This is a genomic window from Bradyrhizobium sp. (assembly GCF_030693485.1).
Classification (GTDB): Bacteria; Pseudomonadota; Alphaproteobacteria; order Rhizobiales; family Xanthobacteraceae; genus Bradyrhizobium.
Window position 1 is genome coordinate 1 of record NZ_JAUYAN010000157.1, and the last position, 16456, is coordinate 16456.

Below are 16456 nucleotides of genomic sequence, written 5' to 3' on the forward strand. Positions count from 1 at the left end.
GCCAAGGCGCTCAGCGCCTTCAAATTCGGCGACGTCACATTCTACTGGATCACCCGCGCCTGCGCGATCTCGGTTTTGCTCATCCTCGGCGGCATCATTATCTCGCTGATCGTGGGCGCTTGGCCGGCGATCATGGAGTTCGGCGCTTCCTTCCTGTTCACGTCGCGCTGGGCGCCGTCGAACGACCCGCCGGTGCTCGGCGCGCTCGGTCCGATCTACGGCACGCTGGTCACCTCCGTCATCGCCATGATGATTGCGGTCCCGGTCGGCCTCGGCATCGCGATCTTCCTCACCGAGCTCTGTCCGCAGTGGCTGCGCCGTCCGATCGGCCTTGCGGTGGAACTGCTGGCCGGCATCCCCTCGATCATCTACGGCATGTGGGGCTTCTTCGTGCTCGGCCCGTTCATGGCCGACAGCTTTCAGCCATTCATGATTGGTCTGTTCGAGGGTGTTCCGGTGCTGGGATCGATTTTCGCCGGCCCGCCCTCCTATCTCAGCCTGTTCAATGCGTCGCTGATTCTCGCGATCATGGTGCTTCCGTTCATTACCGCGATTTCGGTCGACGTGTTCAAGACGGTGCCCCCGGTACTGAAGGAAGCCGCCTACGGCGTCGGCTGCACCACCTGGGAAGTCGTCCGCAACGTGGTGATTCCCTATACGAAGGTCGGGGTGATCGGCGGCATCATGCTGGCGCTTGGCCGCGCGCTCGGCGAAACCATGGCGGTGACGTTCATCATCGGCAACGCGTTCAAAATCACCGGTTCGGTGTTTTCGCCGGGCACCACGATCTCGGCAGCGATCGCATCCGAATTCGCCGAGAGCGACGGCCTGCATCAATCCGGACTGATCCTGCTCGGCCTGCTGCTGTTCATATTGACCTTCTTCGTGCTGGCCGCGGCGCGTCTGATGCTGTCGCGGCTGGAAAAGAAAGCGGGGAACTGATCATGAATCCGATTTACGCCCGCCGCCGCCGCGTCGACATCGTCATCAAGTTCCTGTGCCTCGGTGCAGCGATCTTCGGCGTTACCTGGCTGGGCCTGATCCTGTTCACTCTGTTTTACAACGGCCTCGCCGGACTCAATCTGGCGATCTTCACCGAGAATACCCCGCCGCCGGGATCGACCGATGGCGGCCTGCTCAACGCCATCGTCGGGTCGATTATCATGACCGTGATCGGGGTCGGCATCGGCGCGCCGCTCGGCATGATGGCCGGCACCTACCTCGCCGAATACGGCAGGAACGACCGGCTCACCTCGGTGATTCGCTTCATCAACGATATTCTGCTCAGCGCTCCCTCGATCATCATCGGCCTGTTCATCTACGGCGCCGTCGTTTTGCCGATGGGGAGGTTCTCCGCCTTGGCCGGCAGCCTGGCGCTGGCGGTGATCGTGATCCCCGTGGTGGTGCGCACCACCGAGGACATGCTGCTGCTGGTGCCCAATCCCCTGCGCGAGGCGGCCTCGGCGCTCGGCCTGCCGCGTTCGCTGGTCATCAAGCGCATCGCCTACCGCGCGGCGCGCGCCGGTCTCATCACCGGCGTGCTGCTGGCCACCGCCCGGGTCGCCGGCGAAACCGCGCCGCTGTTGTTCACCGCACTCTCCAACCAGTTCTTCAGCCTCGACCTGACCCAGACGATGGCCAACCTTCCGGTTACCATCAACAACTTCGTGCAAAGCCCCTACGCCTACTGGAAGCAGCTCGCCTGGAGTGGGGCGCTGCTGATCACCCTGACCGTACTTGCGCTGAATATTGGCGCCCGCATCCTTGGCGCCGAGAGGACACCAAAATGAATGAGATTTCAGTATCGATGAGCGCCGCGGGCGGACCCGTTCCCGCGGTGGTGTTGCCCGAGGCGCCGGCCAAGGTGACGGCGCGAGATCTCAATTTCTACTACGGCGAAAACCACGCGCTGAAGAACATCAACCTTACGCTCGGCACCAACCGCGTCACCGCCTTCATCGGGCCGTCCGGCTGCGGCAAGTCGACCCTGCTGCGCATCTTCAACCGGATGTACGATCTGTATCCCGGCCAGCGCGCCACCGGTCAGGTGATGCTGGATTCCACCAACATTCTCGATCCCAAGCTCGACCTCAATCTGCTGCGGGCGCGGGTCGGCATGGTATTCCAGAAGCCGACGCCGTTTCCGATGACGATCTATGAGAACATTGCCTTCGGCATTCGGCTCTACGAGAAGATTTCCAAATCGGATATGGACGGCCGGGTCGAAAAGGCGCTACGCGGCGGCGCGCTGTGGAACGAGGTCAAGGACAAGCTGAACGCCTCCGGCCTCAGCCTGTCCGGCGGCCAGCAGCAGCGGCTCTGCATCGCCCGCACCGTCGCGGTGCGGCCCGAGGTGATCCTGTTCGACGAGCCGTGCTCGGCGCTCGATCCGATCTCGACTGCCAAGATCGAGGAACTCATTTCGGAACTGGCGGAGGAGTATACGATCGCCATCGTCACCCACAACATGCAGCAGGCCGCGCGCGTCTCCGACAAGACCGCCTTCATGTATCTTGGTGAGCTGATCGAATTCGACGACACCAACAAGATCTTCACCTCGCCGAGCGATCGTCGAACCCAGGACTACATCACCGGCCGGTTCGGCTAGAGCAGGATCCGGAAAAGTAGACCCGGTTTTCCGAAAAGGTCGTGCTCAAAAAACAAACGAGATCATGATCCGATCCATCGGATCGTGATCTAAGGAGAGAAAAATGGCTTCTGAACACACCGCCAAGGCCTTCGATAGCGATCTGCAGGAATTGACCCGTCTGGTCGCGGAGATGGGCGGCCTCGCTGAACGCATGATCGTCGATTCCGTCGACGCGCTGATCCGCAGGGACGTCGCGCTCGGCAAGCGCGTCGTCGCCGCCGACGCCGAGATCGATCGCCTGCAGCATGTCATCGAGGAATTCGCCGTTCTGACCATCGCGCGCCGCCAGCCGATGGCGGTGGACCTGCGCGAAATCATCGGCGCCATGCGGGTTGCCATCGATCTGGAGCGGATCGGCGACCTCGCCAAGAACATGGGCAAACGGGTGGCGGCGCTGGAAAGCGATTTCCAGCCGCTGAAACTGATCCGCGGGCTCGAGCACATGACTGACCTCGTGACGGGCCAAGTCAAATCCGTGCTCGACGCCTATGCCGCGCACGATCTGCCGGCGGCGATGGCGGTGTGGAAGGGCGACGAGGAGGTCGACGCCATCTGCACATCGCTGTTCCGCGAACTCCTGACCTATATGATGGAAGATCCGCGCAACATCTCGTTCTGCATCCATCTGATGTTCTGCGCCAAGAACATCGAACGGATCGGCGATCACGCCACCAATATCGCGGAAACGGTGTTCTACATGATCGAAGGCCAGCAGATGGTCGACAAGCGCCCGAAGGGCGACATGACGACGTTTGCCGCGACCGTTCCCGACTGAGAGAGTATTCTTGCGTGAAGAAAATGTGTCAAATCAAGGAAGAGGGTTTTAGCCGATGAGTGCGCGCATCATGGTGGTGGAAGACGAGGAAGCGCTCACCACGCTCTTGCGCTACAACCTCGATGCCGAGGGCTACGACGTCGAAACCGTCGGGCGCGGCGACGACGCCGACACCAGGCTGAAGGAGCGGGTGCCCGACCTCGTGGTGCTGGACTGGATGTTGCCCGGCCTGTCCGGAATCGAGCTGTGCCGCCGCCTGCGGGCGCGGCCGGAGACGCGGCAGCTGCCGATCATCATGCTGACCGCGCGCGGCGAGGAGAGCGAGCGGGTGCGCGGGCTCGCCACCGGCGCCGACGACTACATCGTAAAACCCTTCTCGGTGCCGGAATTGCTGGCGCGGGTGAAGGGCCTGTTGCGCCGTGCCAGCCCCGAGCGGCTGGCCACCATGCTGACCTATGGCGACCTCGAGCTCGACCGCGAAAAGCGCCGGGTGGCGCGCTCCGGCCGCCCGATCGATCTCGGCCCGACCGAATATCGCCTGCTGGAATTTTTCCTGGAGCATCCCGGCCGGGTGTTCAGCCGCGAGCAACTGCTCGACAGCGTCTGGGGCCGCGACATCTATATCGACGAGCGCACCGTCGACGTCCATATCGGCCGCCTGCGCAAACTGCTCAACCCCGGCGGCGAGCAGGACCCGATCCGCACCGTGCGCGGCGCCGGCTACGCGCTGGACGACAGGTTCGCGAAGGCGGCGGAATAAAACTCCATCGTCGTCCCGGCCAAGCGAGCGTAAGCGAGCGCTGTGCCGGGACCCATAACCACCGATGTTGATTTTCATATGAGCTGGAGCACCAGCTTGGCATAACCACGAGCGCCTGTGGCTATGGATCCCCGCGTGCGCGGGGACGACACTGAATGTGAAACCGCTTACCGCGTCGGCTTCGGCGGCTGCCGGCGGCGGTCGCTGGCGGGCTGGTAGGCGATGCGCGAGTGGTGCGCGCAATAGGGCAGGCTGGCCAGCGCCCGGCCGCCGCAGAAGAAGAATTCCGAACTGGAGGGATCGCCGATCGGCCAGTGGCAGGTTGCCTCGTTGAGCTCCAGCAGCGACAGCCGCTGGCTCATCGGCACCACATTGTCGTAGGCGATCGGATCCGGCTCCATCTCGACGTCGAAGGCATGGGCCAGCGCGGTGTTGCCGCGCGATACCGGACGCTGCACCCGCATCATCTGCTGGGCGGGCCGCGCCTTGCGCTGCCGCGGGGCGGCCGAAGAGGGGCTCTTGGCGCGGCCGGAAAGGCCCAGCCGGTGGACTTTGCCGATCACCGCGTTTCGCGTCACATTTCCGAGCTCTGCGGCGATCTGGCTGGCCGAAAGCCCGCCTTCCCAGAGTTTTTTCAGTTGCTCGACGCGATCGTCGGACCAGGTCAATACCGTCATCGCACTCTTCCCTTCGCATCGCGCCGGCCAGCATGAGGACGGCGCAGCGATGCCAAATCTCAAAAATCCCTGCGGGCAGAATCCCTTAACCCTCGCCGGGCGGGATAACCGCGCCCGAACGTGTACGCTGAACAGCAACGACTAGAGGATCAGAACCGCCGCACGAGATGTCGTACCCGACAGCCCGGAAGCTACAATATGGCGTGACTCCGGCGCAAGAGTCAGCATGGTTGCATCCACATGTTCCGTCTCCAGCACCGGAATCCTACGGATGTTTCCCGCCTTTGCGTGACCGGTTGACAGTTATCGCGCCACGCCTAGAATGGTTCCTGCGTGCCGCCCCTAAAAGGCGGCACGTTTTGTTTCCGGGGGCCGGTTGTGGATGCGATCTCACCTATACGCACCGTAGCGGGCTCTAACCCCAAGTGATTTGCCATGCCGAACAGCGCGACGTCGCATCTGCTCCCCGTATTCGCCCGGGTCGATCTCGGTTTCGAGCGCGGCGAAGGCGCCTGGCTGATATCGACCACTGGCGAGCGTTATCTCGATTTCACCAGTGGCGTCGCGGTCAACGCGCTCGGCCATTGCCACCCGCATCTGGTCGCGGCCCTGCAGGAGCAGGCCACCAAACTCTGGCACATGTCGAACCTGTTCAAGAGCCCTGACGGCGACCGGCTCGCCGCGCGGCTATGCGAGCAGAGCTTTGCCGATTTCGTGTTCTTCTGTAATTCCGGCGCCGAAGCGATGGAATGCGCCATCAAGGTCGCGCGCCGCTACCACGCCGCCAAGGGACAGCCCGAGCGCTTTCGTCTGGTCACCTTCGAAGGTGCGTTCCATGGCCGCACGCTGGGAACGCTGGCGGCGACCGGCTCGGCGAAATATCTCGAAGGTTTCGGACCGCCGCTGGACGGTTTCGACCAGGTGCCGCATGGCGATCTCGAAGCCGTCAAGAAGGCGATCGGACCCACCACCGCCGGCATCCTGATCGAGCCGGTGCAGGGCGAGGGCGGCGTGCGCTCCGCGCCGAATTCGTTCTTCAAGGCGTTGCGCGAACTGTGCGACCAGCACGGCATGCTGTTGATCTTCGACGAGGTGCAGACCGGCATGGGCCGCACCGGTGACCTGTTCGCCTACAAGCGCCTGGGCGTCACTCCCGACATCATGCCGCTGGCGAAAGCGCTCGGCGGCGGCTTCCCGATCGGCGCGTGCCTCGCCACCGCGGAAGCGGCGTCAGGCATGACGCCGGGCTCGCACGGCTCGACCTTCGGCGGCAACCCGCTGGCGATCGCCGCGGCCAACGCGGTGCTGGACGTGATGCTGAAGCCCGGCTTCTTCGACCATGTCCAGAAAATGTCGCTGCTGTTGAAACAGAAGCTGGCCTCCGTGGTCGATCGCTATCCCACCGTGCTGTCGGAAGTGCGCGGCGAGGGTCTGCTGGTCGGCGTCAAGGCCGTGGTGCCCTCGGGCGATCTCGTCAACGCGCTGCGCGACCAGAAGCTGCTCACGGTCGGCGCCGGCGACAATGTGGTCCGGTTCCTGGCGCCTTTGATCGTGTCCGAAGCCGAGATCGCGGAATCCGTGCAGTGCCTCGAGCGCGCCTGCGTGGCGTTGTCGGCCGGCCAGTTGCAGAAGGCGGCGGGGTGATGAGCAAGGCTCTGAACCATTTTCTCGACCTCAACGAGATTCCGACCAAGCAGCTGCGCAACATCCTGGCCGCCAGCGTCGCCATAAAGGCGAAGCTGAAGGCGCAGAAGAAGCAGGACGTCAAGCCGGTCAGGCCGCTCGAAGGCAAGACGTTGGCGATGATCTTCGAAAAGCCCTCGACCCGCACCCGGGTCTCGTTCGACGTCGGCATGCGCCAGCTCGGCGGTGAATCGATCATGCTGACCGGCGCCGAGATGCAGCTCGGCCGCGGCGAGACCATCGCCGACACCGCGCGCGTGCTGTCGCGCTACGTCGACGCCATCATGATCCGCATCCTCAACCACGAGGCGCTGCTGGAACTGGCCGCGCACGCCACCGTGCCCGTCATCAACGGGCTGACGCGGCGCTCGCATCCCTGCCAGGTGATGGCCGACCTGATGACCTTCGAGGAGCATCGCGGGCCGATCGAGGGCCGCACCGTGGCCTGGACCGGCGACGACAACAACGTGCTGGCGTCATGGGCGCATGCGGCGGAGCGCTTCAAGTTCAAGCTGAATGTCGCGACGCCGCCGCAGCTGGCGCCGAAAAAAGCGATGAAGGATTGGATCAAGGCCACCGACGCACCGGTCGTGCTCGGCAGCGACCCGGAGGCCGCGGTGCGCGGCGCCGATTGCGTGGTCACCGACACCTGGTTCTCGATGGGCGACAAGGAAGGCAAGCACCGTCACAACATCCTCAAGCCTTATCAGGTCAACGCAAGGCTGATGTCGCTGGCGAAAAAGGACGCGATCTTCATGCACTGCCTGCCCGCCCACCGTGGCGACGAGGTCACCGACGAGGTGATCGACGGCCCGCAGTCGGTGGTGTTCGACGAGGCCGAAAACCGCCTGCACGCCCAGAAAGGCATTCTGGCGTGGTGTTTCGAGGCAGTCTCTTAATCCCTCCCCCCGCGTAGCGGTGGGGAGGGTGGCCGGCCGAAGGCCGGTCGGGTGGGGGGTGCCTCAGCAGGCGATCTGCCAGCTGAATGCGCTGAAGCAGCCCCCCACCCGGCACATCGTTCGCTGCGCTCACGATGTGCCACCCTCCCCACCGCTGCGCTGGGGGAGGGATGAGACGCCCCTTTCGATTCACTCCTCCCGACCCCAGATAAAGCGCCATGACTTCACCATCCCCCCCCATCAAAATCTCCCTGGAAACCCCTGTACGCGCCCCGTCAGAGGTCCCGGTCGACGATGCGGTGCTGCCGTTCGAGGTCGCTTCGCTGGATCTGCGCGGCCGGCTGGCGAGGCTCGGCCCGGCGCTCGACGATATTCTCACCAAACACGATTATCCGCCCGCCGTGGGAAAATTGCTCGGCGAGGCCATCGTGCTGACGACCCTGCTCGGCTCGTCGCTGAAATTCGACGGTCGCTTCATCCTGCAGACCCAGACCGACGGCCCGGTGTCGTTCCTGATCGTGGATTTCCAGGCGCCCGACCGGCTGCGCGCCTATGCCCGCTTCGATGCCAAGCGGCTCGAGGAGGGCCAGGATTCCGGCGCGCTGCTCGGCCACGGCCATCTCGCCATGACCGTCGACCAGGGCGCGGACATGAGCCGCTATCAGGGGCTGGTGGCGCTGGAAGGCGGCGATCTGGAAGACGCCGCGCATGAATATTTTCTGCGCTCCGAACAAATCCCGACGCGCGTGCGTCTGGCGGTCGGCGAGGAATGGCGCGGCGGCGGCGATGGCCCAAAACATCGCTGGCGCGCCGGCGGCATGCTGCTGCAGTTCTTGCCGAAGGCGCCGGAGCGGGCGCGGCAGGCCGATCTGCATCCCGGCGACGCGCCGGAAGGCGTGGAGACCCACGAGGTCGCGGAAGACGACGCCTGGATCGAGGGCCAGTCGCTGATCTCGACCGTCGAGGACGTCGAGCTGATCGATCCCGATCTCTCGGGCGAGCGGCTGCTGTATCGCCTGTTTCACGAGCGCGGCGTCCGCGTGTTCGCGCCGCTGCCGCTGCGCGCGCAATGCTCCTGCTCCCGCGACGCGGTGTCCGGCATGCTCAACAGTTTCGAGAAGCAGGACCGCGCCGACATGGTCAAGGATGGCAAGGTGGTGGTGACCTGCGAGTTCTGCTCATCGGTCTACGAATTCACGCCGCAGGAAGCCGGCGTGGAGTAGGGCGCGGCGCTCAGGGCACGTTCAGTTTCCGCATCGTTTCCCTGATCCAGTCGTGATGCGCCGACAGCGCCACCGCCTTGGTTTGCTTGCCCGCGACGGCGACCATGAGTCCGACGAGGCTGTGCATGCCGCGATAGGCAAACACCGGTCCGCCGGAATCGCCCGGACCGGCGTTGGCGGCCTCCTCGCCGACGCGGCTGAGGACCACCCAGCCCCTGATCGATTGCGAAACCCGCTGCAGCACCATGCGCAACACCACGCCGGTTCCGGTATCTCCGGCGGCGCTTTTGCCGTATCCCGCCACGATCAGGTCGTCGCCGACGCGCAGGCTGCGCCGATTGAGAACGGCCGGCACGAAGCGCTCGGGCAGCGGCTTTGCCAGTTTGAGGATCGCAAGATCGGGTGAGCCGGAGTCCCTGGGCGTATAGAGCGGATGCTGAATTATTTCGGCAACGGGACTGAGCTGTGTCTGATATCCTTCGCCGAGGTTGCCGCCGATATGGAAGCGCTCGCCCTGGCGAATGCAGTGCGCCGCCGTCAGCACGATGTCCGGCGCCAGCACCACGCCGCTGCATCGGCCCTTCGCGCCGGCCACGACGACGGTGAAGCGCTGCACCGTGCGGTCGGCGACATCGGCGCCGACCAGCGCGCCGGCTGGACCGCCTGACAACAACAGGCAGATCACGAGCGCGAGGCATCTTGCCTGATTGGCTTTCACGGACGGCGCCCTTGCAGCGATGAGGTATGCCTCAACCGCGACAGTCTACATAGTATCTCGGTCCGATTGGAAACGTGAACCCTCTTGCGTCGTCCCTGCGAACGCAGGGACCCATAATCCCGGTCAGTTGTTGTGACGACGCGCTGGTTCACGCAAGCCTATGAGCACCGTCAAAAAATGGCGGCACGGCGTGGGTCCCTGCGTTCGCAGGGACGACGTTGAGAAATGACGCGCATCCCCCTAATTGAACGCGATGCCGAACTGTTTTCCCCTGCGCCAGACGGTGCGGCAGGGCAGGGTGGAGCCGGCGGCCATCAAGGTGAAATTCTTCGCAAGTCGCGGGCGGCTGGTCAGGCTCAGGCTGGCGCCGGTGGCGGAGAGATTATGGACCGTGCAGGCGAACTCGCGGCGGCCGGCCGCAATCGTTGCGGGCGTGGTCACGGCGTGCCGCCACACCACCCGCCTTTCATCCACCGAGGCGCGATCGGTCGCTCGTGCTCCGACCATGCTGAAGACGCCGGCACATTCCGAACAGATATAGCACCACATATCGTAGTCCGCGGCGCATGGCGTGATCCGGTCGAGGGTCATGTCGATGCGACATTGCTGGCAGACCGGCGTCGGGCTTGGAGTGAGGAACATGCGAGCAAGGTTAAATGCTGCGACGCGCAATTCGAATCCGCATAACTACGGGGCGCGCCGGTTAAGCTTAACGCTGCCGCTCTAGTTCAGCACCCGCTTGTTGTCGGGGCTGTCGAGCGAGAATGCGGGGACGTCGACCTCGAATTGTTCGCCGCTCTCGCTGACCATCTGGTAGCGGCCTCTCATGAAGCCCGACGCGGTCGGCAGCGGCACGCCTGAGGTGTATTCAAAGTGCTCGCCGGGCGCCAGCACCGGCTGCTCGCCGACCACGCCTTCGCCGCGCACTTCCTGCTTGCGGCCGGAGGCGTCGGTGATGATCCAGTGCCGGGTCTGCAGCTGCACGGTCTCCCCGCCGGTGTTGGTGATGACGATGGTGTAGGACCAGAAATACTGACGGTTTTCGACCGACGAGCGTTCCGGCAGGAAGTTCGGCTCGACGGTGACCTCGATCTGGCGGGTAATGGCGCGGTACATGCAGTCATTCTTCCATGCGGTCGGTGTTTCCTGCAGCCGGTCTTCCATGCAGTATTCAGACCCGTTGGCATCATATCGAAGAGTTCCGGCGGAACCAACCACCGGACGGCCAATGACGGCCTCCATGGGCCGCCACGCAACTGCAATCGCGGTTTCAACAACATTCCGGCCTAAAGCTCCCCCGCGCCGGGTGTTCCCAACGCGTCTTGCTTGCAACCTGCGTGCCGATACTATCTTTCGTGTCGCAAGGGCAGGTAAAGTTCATCTCCAGACGGTGCCAGATGACGTCCATTGCCGATCGATTTGCCGGAGCGCCCTATACGGGCGAAGCGAAGGCGCGCGCCGCCGCGGCGGCACCGGTTGCCGTGCCGGTGATTACGCTTCCCGCCGGAACCGAGCGCGAGCTGCGGCTCGATCTGTTTCGCGGGCTGGCGCTGTGGCTGATCTTCATCGGCCATCTGCCCAACAATATCGTGACCTGGTTCACGTTCCGCAATTACGGGTTCAGCGACGCCACCGAGATCTTCATCTTCATTTCCGGCTATACCGCGGCGTTCGTGTACGGCCGCGCCATGCTGGAGGCCGGCTTCGTGATCGCGACCGCGCGCATCATGCGCCGGGTCTGGCAGATCTATGTTGCGCACGTTTTCCTGTTCGTGATCTTCCTGGCGCAAATTTTCTACGTCGCCGCCAGGTTCGACAACCCGCTCTACGCGGAAGAAATGGGGATCATGGATTTCCTCAAGCAGCCCGATGTCGCCATCATCCAGGCGCTGCTGCTGCGGTTCCGCCCCGCCAACATGGACGTGCTGCCGCTCTATATCGTGCTGATGCTGTTTCTGCCCCTGATCATCTGGCTGATGAAATGGCGGCCTGACGTCACGCTGGCGCTGTCGGTCGTGCTCTATGCCGTCAGCTGGCAATTCGATCTGTACCTGTCGGCCTATCCGAACGGCTTCTGGGTCTTCAATCCATTCGCCTGGCAATTGCTGTTCGTCTTCGGCGCGTGGTGCGCATTGGGCGGCGCCAGGCGAATGTCGCGAATCCTGTCGTCGCCGGTCACGATGTGGCTCTGTGGCGCCTATCTGTTGTTCGCCTTCTGCGTCACCCTGACCTGGCACCTGCCGCAGCTGAACTTCCTGATGCCGAAACGCATCGAGCAGTGGATGTATCCGATCACCAAGACCGACATGGACGTGCTGAGGTTCGCGCACTTCCTGGCGCTGGCTGCGGTGACGGTGCGGCTGCTGCCGAAGGACTGGCCCGGACTGAAGTCGCGCTGGCTGCGGCCGATGATCCTGTGCGGGCAGCATTCGCTGGAGATTTTCTGTCTCGGCGTGTTCCTGGCCTTCGCCGGCCATTTCGTGCTGGCCGAGTTCGCGGGCGGCGGTCGGGTCCTGCAACTCGTCGTCAGCGTTGCCGGTATCCTCATAATGGTCGGCGTGGCGTGGATCATTTCATGGTACAAGCATTCCGCCGACAAGAACGCGTCGCGAAAAAAAGGCGCTGTGGGCAACGCCGATATGGCGGGAGGGGGTTCATGAAGTCCGTCCCGATGACCCTTCTGGGGCTGACCTTGCTGGCCGGCTTGCTGGCCAGCGCGCCGTCGCGCGCCGACCCCTCGAACTGCGAGGTCCCGGCCTATTTGCTGCTCACCGAAAGCCCGCTGCCCAGGGTCGAGGCCGCGGTCAGGGATGGCCGTCCATTGGACATTGTGGTGATTGGCAGCCGGTCCTCCAGCATCGCCACGTCCGAAGCCAGCGCCTGGCCCGGCAGGCTGCAGGCGATGCTGAAGGAGAGGCTGAAGGTTCCGGTCAACGTCTCGGTAGAACTACAGATCAAGAAGACCGCCGAGGAAGTCGCAACAGGCCTCGTTAAGCTGGTGGAAGTAAAAAAGCCTACTTTGGTGATCTGGCAGACCGGTACCTACGATGCCATGCGGTCGGTCGATCCGGATGATTTTCGCACCGCGGTCGGCGATGGAGTTGTGGCGCTCAAGGAGGCGGGAGCCGACGTGGTCCTGATGAATCTGCAATACAGCCCGCGCACCGAGACGATGATTTCAGCGCCGCCCTATCTGGATAATATGCGGGTGGTGGCGCAGCAGTTCGATGTCCCGTTGTTCGACCGCTTTGCCATCATGCGGCACTGGAATGACTCTGGAGATTTCGACCTGTTCAGCGCCGCTCACGGTCTCGACCTTGCCAAGCGGGTGCATAACTGCATCGGCCGGGCGCTGGGGAAGTTCGTGGTTGACGCCGCGCGGATCGAGCCGGCGCAGCAGAATTGAGGAACTAGCGTTAATGAGTTGTCACTGCCCTTTTCGTCGTGTTGCGTCCCTGGTGCTGCCCGCAATCGCGGCATTCGTGCTGCTGACTTCGGCACAGATCTGGCCTGCGCGGGCGCAAGCCGTTCAGCCTGCCCAGCAGGCCACCCTCTCCGACCCCGCCAAATCCAACCCCGCCAAATCTGATGCGGCGAAGCCGTCCACGCCCGTGACGGGAGGCAATGTCGCCGCCGTCGACCCGGCCAATCCGCAGCAGAAGAGCCTTCCCTCCAGGGCGATCGAGAAGGTCAAGGAAGCCGCGAAATCGGCCGGCGATATTTTCAGCCGGGTGCCCTGTCTGCCGCCGAAGGGCGGGGTCAGGAAGATGGGCTCGCTGCCGCGGGTGGCGAGCGAACTTGCCTCCGGCGAGCCTGTGGTGATTGTCGCCTTCGGTTCGTCGTCGACCCAGGGCCATGGCTCGACGTCGCCGGACTTCAACTATCCCAACCGGCTGGCGGCGCAGCTGCGCCGGCACTATCCGTCCGCCGACATCACCGTGGTCAACGCCGGCAAGGGCGGCGAGGACGCTCCCGAAATGATGAAGCGGCTGCAGACCGCCGTGCTCGACAACCATCCGGATCTGGTGATCTGGCAGGTCGGCACCAACGCCGTGCTGCGCAACCTCGATCCCGCCGAGACAGCCCGGCTCGTCGAGGAGGGCATCGCGCGGATTCAGGCGGCCGGCGCCGATCTGGTGCTGGTCGATCCGCAATATTCGCCGGCGGTCAACGCGCGCGCCGAAAGCGCCAGCAAGATGATCAACCTGCTCGGCAAGGTCGCTGAGTTGCGCCATGTCGGCATCTTCCCGCGCTTCGAGGTGATGCGCGACTGGCATGAAAAGCAGGCGATCCCGATCGACAATTTCGTCACCGCCGACGGCCTGCACATGAGCGACTGGGGCTACGCCTGCTTCGCGCAACTGCTCGGCGACGACATCATCCGATCAGTCGGCCAGATCAGGCGCGGCGTCGACGTGCCGGCCAACGTCACGGCGTACCGGCCGATGTGAGGGGGCGGAGGCCATTTACCCGGTGTCGTCCCGGCGAACGCGGGGACTCACGCCGCGGCCTTTCGATTTGAGGCGGCAGCAGTTGATACCTTCCGGACAGCCACTGTCTGTGATTGTATGTCGCGCGTTCCGCCGGGATGACCCGAACGGGTAGGCGGATGTCAGCGTAATCCGCCATTTTTCTCGCGGCGGACCATTTTCGCGGATGATCCAACGCGCGGGGGAAAGCGAATGAACAAGGCCACGCCGCCGGGCAAGCTTGCCGCGGAACCGCTGCTCGGCGAGGCCGCGCTGCAGGAGACGATGGCCGAATTCGCGGCCATTCGGAATCCATCGGGCACACCCGGCGCCGCGCAGGGTGCGGCATCCGCGTCCGGCAAGCCCGGCGAGGCGTCGCCGCGGAAGACGGTGTCGCAGCTGCTTGGCGAAATCACCTGGCTGATGACGCAGAGCCCGCGCCACAAACCGATCCCGCTCGGCGATCTCGAATGGCTGATCATGCCGGCGATCCTGCTCAAGCAATTACGCATGTTCTACAAGGGCGAACAGCCGGTGGGCGTCGCGGTGTGGGCGCTGGTCGCCGATTTGGTCGCCAAGCGCATCGATGCGGGCGACAAGCGGCTGACGGCGGTGGAATGGAAGAGTGGTCCGCACCTGCGCATCATCGAACTGGTGGCGCCGTTCGGCGGCGAGGGCGAGATGCGGGAGCAGGTGGCGGCGGCGAAGCCGATTTTGTGATGTGGGTCTGCTGGGTCACTAAGTTGCTGACGCGTTCGTACCGGAACGGCTGGGTAGCGATATCTGGCAATGGAAGTACGATTGTTGCAAATCAATTGTTTTGCGAAGGTATGGCTTCTGCTCCTGTCGCAGCGCGTGTTTCGGTCCTTCCGCCTTCTGCTGGTGCTCTGTACGAGAAGTCCTTGCGTGCTGTGACGCTAGTGATGATTGCTTCGAAATCTGGAAGCTTGTCTTGGACTAGGTGCTTCGTCCTCTCATGAATGCTACTCCGTTACATCCAGTTGGCGCTCTTTGGTCGGGTCGACGTGTCGACAACAGTGGCCTTGCCGACGTGATGTTTGCAGCGGCATGTCTTGTGCCATTTCTCTTTCTTTTCGACGAACCTATCGGTCGATTTTTTGGTGTCCTGGGTCTCGAAGGAAAGCTTTATGCAGGATTCTTCAATCTTTCAGAGAGGTACGAGTTTGTCCTGAATTGTAAGGGCTTGAAGAACATTTTCGATAACCTCCCGTGCAAGAACCTGATGGCCGAGAATCTCCAAATCTATGATTTTCAGCTATTCGGCGTCTTGATCGCGCTTTTCCTGACGCTCGGGTTTCTTCGAATCGTTGTTGACGCGTTTCGACTCGACAAACTTGATGGAGTCGCCGCAGAAGTGCGCAATGGTAAATTGATCTACCTATTGGTGGGATGTGTGCTTATCGGTCCGGTCGCCATGTATGTTGTGACCGACTTCGGGGTGGCCTCTGACTTTGGACCAGCCTCTCGCTTGATGATCTATTCGCCACGCGCATTCCTCGCACTCTCGGTTGGCTTCTTCGGAGGCGCGACGGCGTTCGCGGTCGAGGGCATTCTTATTCTGCTTTGGCTCATCTTTAGGCGAAGGCTTATTGTGGAGCAGGCAGTTGAAGGGAAAAATGGCCAACTACCAACCTAATTCGTCGTTTGTGCTTACTCTGCACGCCTGAGTTTGACCTACGATTCCTTAGGGTTTTCTTCAATAGCGCGGCCTCCGACGCTTTCAGCCTATGATTGGGCTGTCCAAGGTGTATCGAGTTTCTTCGGCGGTGTGTTTGCCAGTGCGTCGGCTGCCAACAGTGGAAGTATTGCTCGAACATTCTAATATGGCTCGCTCGGATTTAGCGGGGGATTTCTTGCTTGGGGCGTCTTCGTGGGCGCCGCAACGGATGGTTTCAACGGTGCGGCAAAAAATGCTGTTTCGGGCTCTCTCGGAATTGCCGGTTCCATCCGAGGTGCAGAATTTGGTATGCGATTCGGGCCGTATGGCGCCTTTGTTGGCGCAGTATTTGGCGGCGTAGCCGGCAACTACTTTGGCGCAAGGGCTTACGATAGTGATGGGTTGGGCAATTCCGAGCTTCCGAAAGCCCTCCTTCAGGAGCAGCGCGATTGGGCTCATGTTCCGCATCAAGGCTTTGTTGGTGGAGCGGCTACTGTTGGCGCGCCAGTCGCTGCTCCAGTGCCCTATCTTTCTGAGCTTGCTGAGTATCGCCAGAGCCTGACCGACCCATTTCTGGTCGGAGCGAGTCCGCTGCCTTTCGCGGGGTCGTTTCAGCAATATGAAGAGCTGACGGGTCACGGCCAGCCCTTCACCCTCTCAGGGGATATTGCTGACCGAACCGGAGTCGATTTCGTTGATCCCACTAGTCCGCTGACTGCCAACGGCGTGATGCAGGGCTACAGCTTCATCAACGGAATCCTGCTCAATACGCAGAGCGGCCAGATAGCCTTCGGATCGCCGAACGGTCTCTCCGGTTCTAGCGCAGACTGGTCAAGCAATTTTTCCAACAACAATCTTGGTTCACTCGATTTAAGCGGCCTGAATCAGACGGCATGGTCGTCCTGGTACGATCCGTACGTTCCC

Annotated in this window: 18 protein-coding genes; 14 read left to right on the top strand and 4 right to left on the bottom strand. The window is 62.8% G+C overall.

Features of this window, described 5'->3' with window-relative positions; all coding sequences use genetic code 11:
* From pstC to phoB, 5 genes are all read left to right on the top strand, one after another.
* The coding region (pstC, locus tag Q8N40_RS11620) for a phosphate ABC transporter permease subunit PstC (protein WP_305711918.1) at nucleotides 1–942 on the top strand (942 nt) is incomplete at its 5' end.
* Nucleotides 943–944: 2 nt separating this feature from the next.
* Entirely contained in the window at nucleotides 945–1790 is an 846-nt protein-coding gene (pstA, locus tag Q8N40_RS11625; protein ID WP_305322021.1) for a phosphate ABC transporter permease PstA, read from the top strand.
* Nucleotides 1787–2608, top strand: a complete 822-nt coding sequence (gene pstB / locus Q8N40_RS11630; RefSeq protein ID WP_305711919.1) for a phosphate ABC transporter ATP-binding protein PstB — start codon at nucleotides 1787–1789, stop codon at nucleotides 2606–2608. Before pstA ends, pstB begins: the two co-directional genes overlap by 4 nt.
* Nucleotides 2609–2711: 103 nt before the next feature.
* Nucleotides 2712–3425 carry a phosphate signaling complex protein PhoU gene (gene phoU / locus Q8N40_RS11635; protein ID WP_305322023.1) on the top strand — a complete coding sequence of 238 codons (714 nt, stop codon included), beginning with the start codon at nucleotides 2712–2714 and terminating at the stop codon, nucleotides 3423–3425.
* Nucleotides 3426–3480: 55 nt separating this feature from the next.
* The gene (phoB, locus tag Q8N40_RS11640; protein ID WP_305322024.1) at nucleotides 3481–4185 is read left to right on the top strand and encodes a phosphate regulon transcriptional regulator PhoB; all 705 of its coding nucleotides are present in this window, start codon (nucleotides 3481–3483) and stop codon (nucleotides 4183–4185) included.
* Between the two features lie 167 nt (nucleotides 4186–4352).
* Here the strand turns inward: phoB and Q8N40_RS11645 are convergent, their stop codons facing one another.
* Entirely contained in the window at nucleotides 4353–4862 is a 510-nt protein-coding gene (locus Q8N40_RS11645; protein WP_305322025.1) for a GcrA family cell cycle regulator, read from the bottom strand.
* Nucleotides 4863–5297: 435 nt separating this feature from the next.
* Between Q8N40_RS11645 and Q8N40_RS11650 the strand changes: the two genes are divergently transcribed.
* The 3 genes from Q8N40_RS11650 (at nucleotide 5298) to Q8N40_RS11660 (ending at nucleotide 8667) form a co-directional block, all read left to right on the top strand.
* A complete protein-coding gene (locus Q8N40_RS11650) occupies nucleotides 5298–6506 on the top strand; it encodes an aspartate aminotransferase family protein (protein WP_305322026.1) in 1209 nt (402 codons plus the stop codon).
* Nucleotides 6506–7444, top strand: a complete 939-nt coding sequence (argF, locus tag Q8N40_RS11655) for an ornithine carbamoyltransferase (protein ID WP_305711920.1) — start codon at nucleotides 6506–6508, stop codon at nucleotides 7442–7444. Before Q8N40_RS11650 ends, argF begins: the two co-directional genes overlap by 1 nt.
* Nucleotides 7445–7662: 218 nt before the next feature.
* Nucleotides 7663–8667 (top strand): Hsp33 family molecular chaperone, encoded by a 1005-nt coding sequence (locus Q8N40_RS11660; RefSeq protein WP_305711921.1) that lies wholly within the window; start codon nucleotides 7663–7665, stop codon nucleotides 8665–8667.
* 10 nt (nucleotides 8668–8677) lie between these two features.
* Here Q8N40_RS11660 and Q8N40_RS11665 read toward each other — a convergent pair whose 3' ends face one another.
* From Q8N40_RS11665 to apaG, 3 genes are all read right to left on the bottom strand, one after another.
* A complete protein-coding gene (locus tag Q8N40_RS11665) occupies nucleotides 8678–9385 on the bottom strand; it encodes a trypsin-like serine protease (protein WP_305711922.1) in 708 nt (235 codons plus the stop codon).
* A gap of 240 nt (nucleotides 9386–9625) precedes the next feature.
* Entirely contained in the window at nucleotides 9626–10057 is a 432-nt protein-coding gene (locus Q8N40_RS11670) for a PilZ domain-containing protein (protein WP_305711923.1), read from the bottom strand.
* A 51-nt stretch (nucleotides 10058–10108) separates the two neighbouring features.
* Entirely contained in the window at nucleotides 10109–10501 is a 393-nt protein-coding gene (gene apaG / locus Q8N40_RS11675; protein WP_305320468.1) for a Co2+/Mg2+ efflux protein ApaG, read from the bottom strand.
* 281 nt (nucleotides 10502–10782) lie between these two features.
* Between apaG and Q8N40_RS11680 the strand changes: the two genes are divergently transcribed.
* From Q8N40_RS11680 to Q8N40_RS11705, 6 genes are all read left to right on the top strand, one after another.
* Nucleotides 10783–12045, top strand: a complete 1263-nt coding sequence (locus Q8N40_RS11680) for an OpgC domain-containing protein (RefSeq protein WP_305711924.1) — start codon at nucleotides 10783–10785, stop codon at nucleotides 12043–12045.
* On the top strand, nucleotides 12042–12791 hold the full coding sequence (locus tag Q8N40_RS11685; RefSeq protein ID WP_305711925.1) for an SGNH/GDSL hydrolase family protein: 750 nt from the start codon (nucleotides 12042–12044) through the stop codon (nucleotides 12789–12791). The genes Q8N40_RS11680 and Q8N40_RS11685 overlap by 4 nt, the downstream gene beginning before the upstream one ends.
* Nucleotides 12792–12804: 13 nt before the next feature.
* Nucleotides 12805–13836 carry an SGNH/GDSL hydrolase family protein gene (locus Q8N40_RS11690; RefSeq protein WP_305711926.1) on the top strand — a complete coding sequence of 344 codons (1032 nt, stop codon included), beginning with the start codon at nucleotides 12805–12807 and terminating at the stop codon, nucleotides 13834–13836.
* Nucleotides 13837–14067: 231 nt separating this feature from the next.
* Nucleotides 14068–14574 carry a toxin-activating lysine-acyltransferase gene (locus Q8N40_RS11695; protein WP_305711927.1) on the top strand — a complete coding sequence of 169 codons (507 nt, stop codon included), beginning with the start codon at nucleotides 14068–14070 and terminating at the stop codon, nucleotides 14572–14574.
* 256 nt (nucleotides 14575–14830) lie between these two features.
* On the top strand, nucleotides 14831–15511 hold the full coding sequence (locus tag Q8N40_RS11700) for a hypothetical protein (protein ID WP_305711928.1): 681 nt from the start codon (nucleotides 14831–14833) through the stop codon (nucleotides 15509–15511).
* 234 nt (nucleotides 15512–15745) lie between these two features.
* The coding region (locus Q8N40_RS11705; RefSeq protein WP_305711929.1) for a hypothetical protein at nucleotides 15746–16456 on the top strand (711 nt) is incomplete at its 3' end.

Excerpts from the sequence above, each read along its gene's own strand:
- Q8N40_RS11645 (WP_305322025.1), bottom strand. The coding sequence starts at position 4,862 with ATGACGGTATTGACCTGGTCCGACGATCGCGTCGAGCAACTGAAAAAA.
- phoB (WP_305322024.1), top strand. The coding sequence starts at position 3,481 with ATGAGTGCGCGCATCATGGTGGTGGAAGACGAGGAAGCGCTCACCACG.
- Q8N40_RS11660 (WP_305711921.1), top strand. The coding sequence starts at position 7,663 with ATGACTTCACCATCCCCCCCCATCAAAATCTCCCTGGAAACCCCTGTA.
- Q8N40_RS11700 (WP_305711928.1), top strand. The coding sequence starts at position 14,831 with ATGAATGCTACTCCGTTACATCCAGTTGGCGCTCTTTGGTCGGGTCGA.
- argF (WP_305711920.1), top strand. The coding sequence starts at position 6,506 with ATGAGCAAGGCTCTGAACCATTTTCTCGACCTCAACGAGATTCCGACC.
- Q8N40_RS11680 (WP_305711924.1), top strand. The coding sequence starts at position 10,783 with ATGACGTCCATTGCCGATCGATTTGCCGGAGCGCCCTATACGGGCGAA.
- apaG (WP_305320468.1), bottom strand. The coding sequence starts at position 10,501 with ATGTACCGCGCCATTACCCGCCAGATCGAGGTCACCGTCGAGCCGAAC.
- Q8N40_RS11650 (WP_305322026.1), top strand. The coding sequence starts at position 5,298 with ATGCCGAACAGCGCGACGTCGCATCTGCTCCCCGTATTCGCCCGGGTC.
- Q8N40_RS11690 (WP_305711926.1), top strand. The coding sequence starts at position 12,805 with ATGAGTTGTCACTGCCCTTTTCGTCGTGTTGCGTCCCTGGTGCTGCCC.
- phoU (WP_305322023.1), top strand. The coding sequence starts at position 2,712 with ATGGCTTCTGAACACACCGCCAAGGCCTTCGATAGCGATCTGCAGGAA.
- Q8N40_RS11695 (WP_305711927.1), top strand. The coding sequence starts at position 14,068 with ATGAACAAGGCCACGCCGCCGGGCAAGCTTGCCGCGGAACCGCTGCTC.
- pstB (WP_305711919.1), top strand. The coding sequence starts at position 1,787 with ATGAATGAGATTTCAGTATCGATGAGCGCCGCGGGCGGACCCGTTCCC.
- Q8N40_RS11685 (WP_305711925.1), top strand. The coding sequence starts at position 12,042 with ATGAAGTCCGTCCCGATGACCCTTCTGGGGCTGACCTTGCTGGCCGGC.
- pstA (WP_305322021.1), top strand. The coding sequence starts at position 945 with ATGAATCCGATTTACGCCCGCCGCCGCCGCGTCGACATCGTCATCAAG.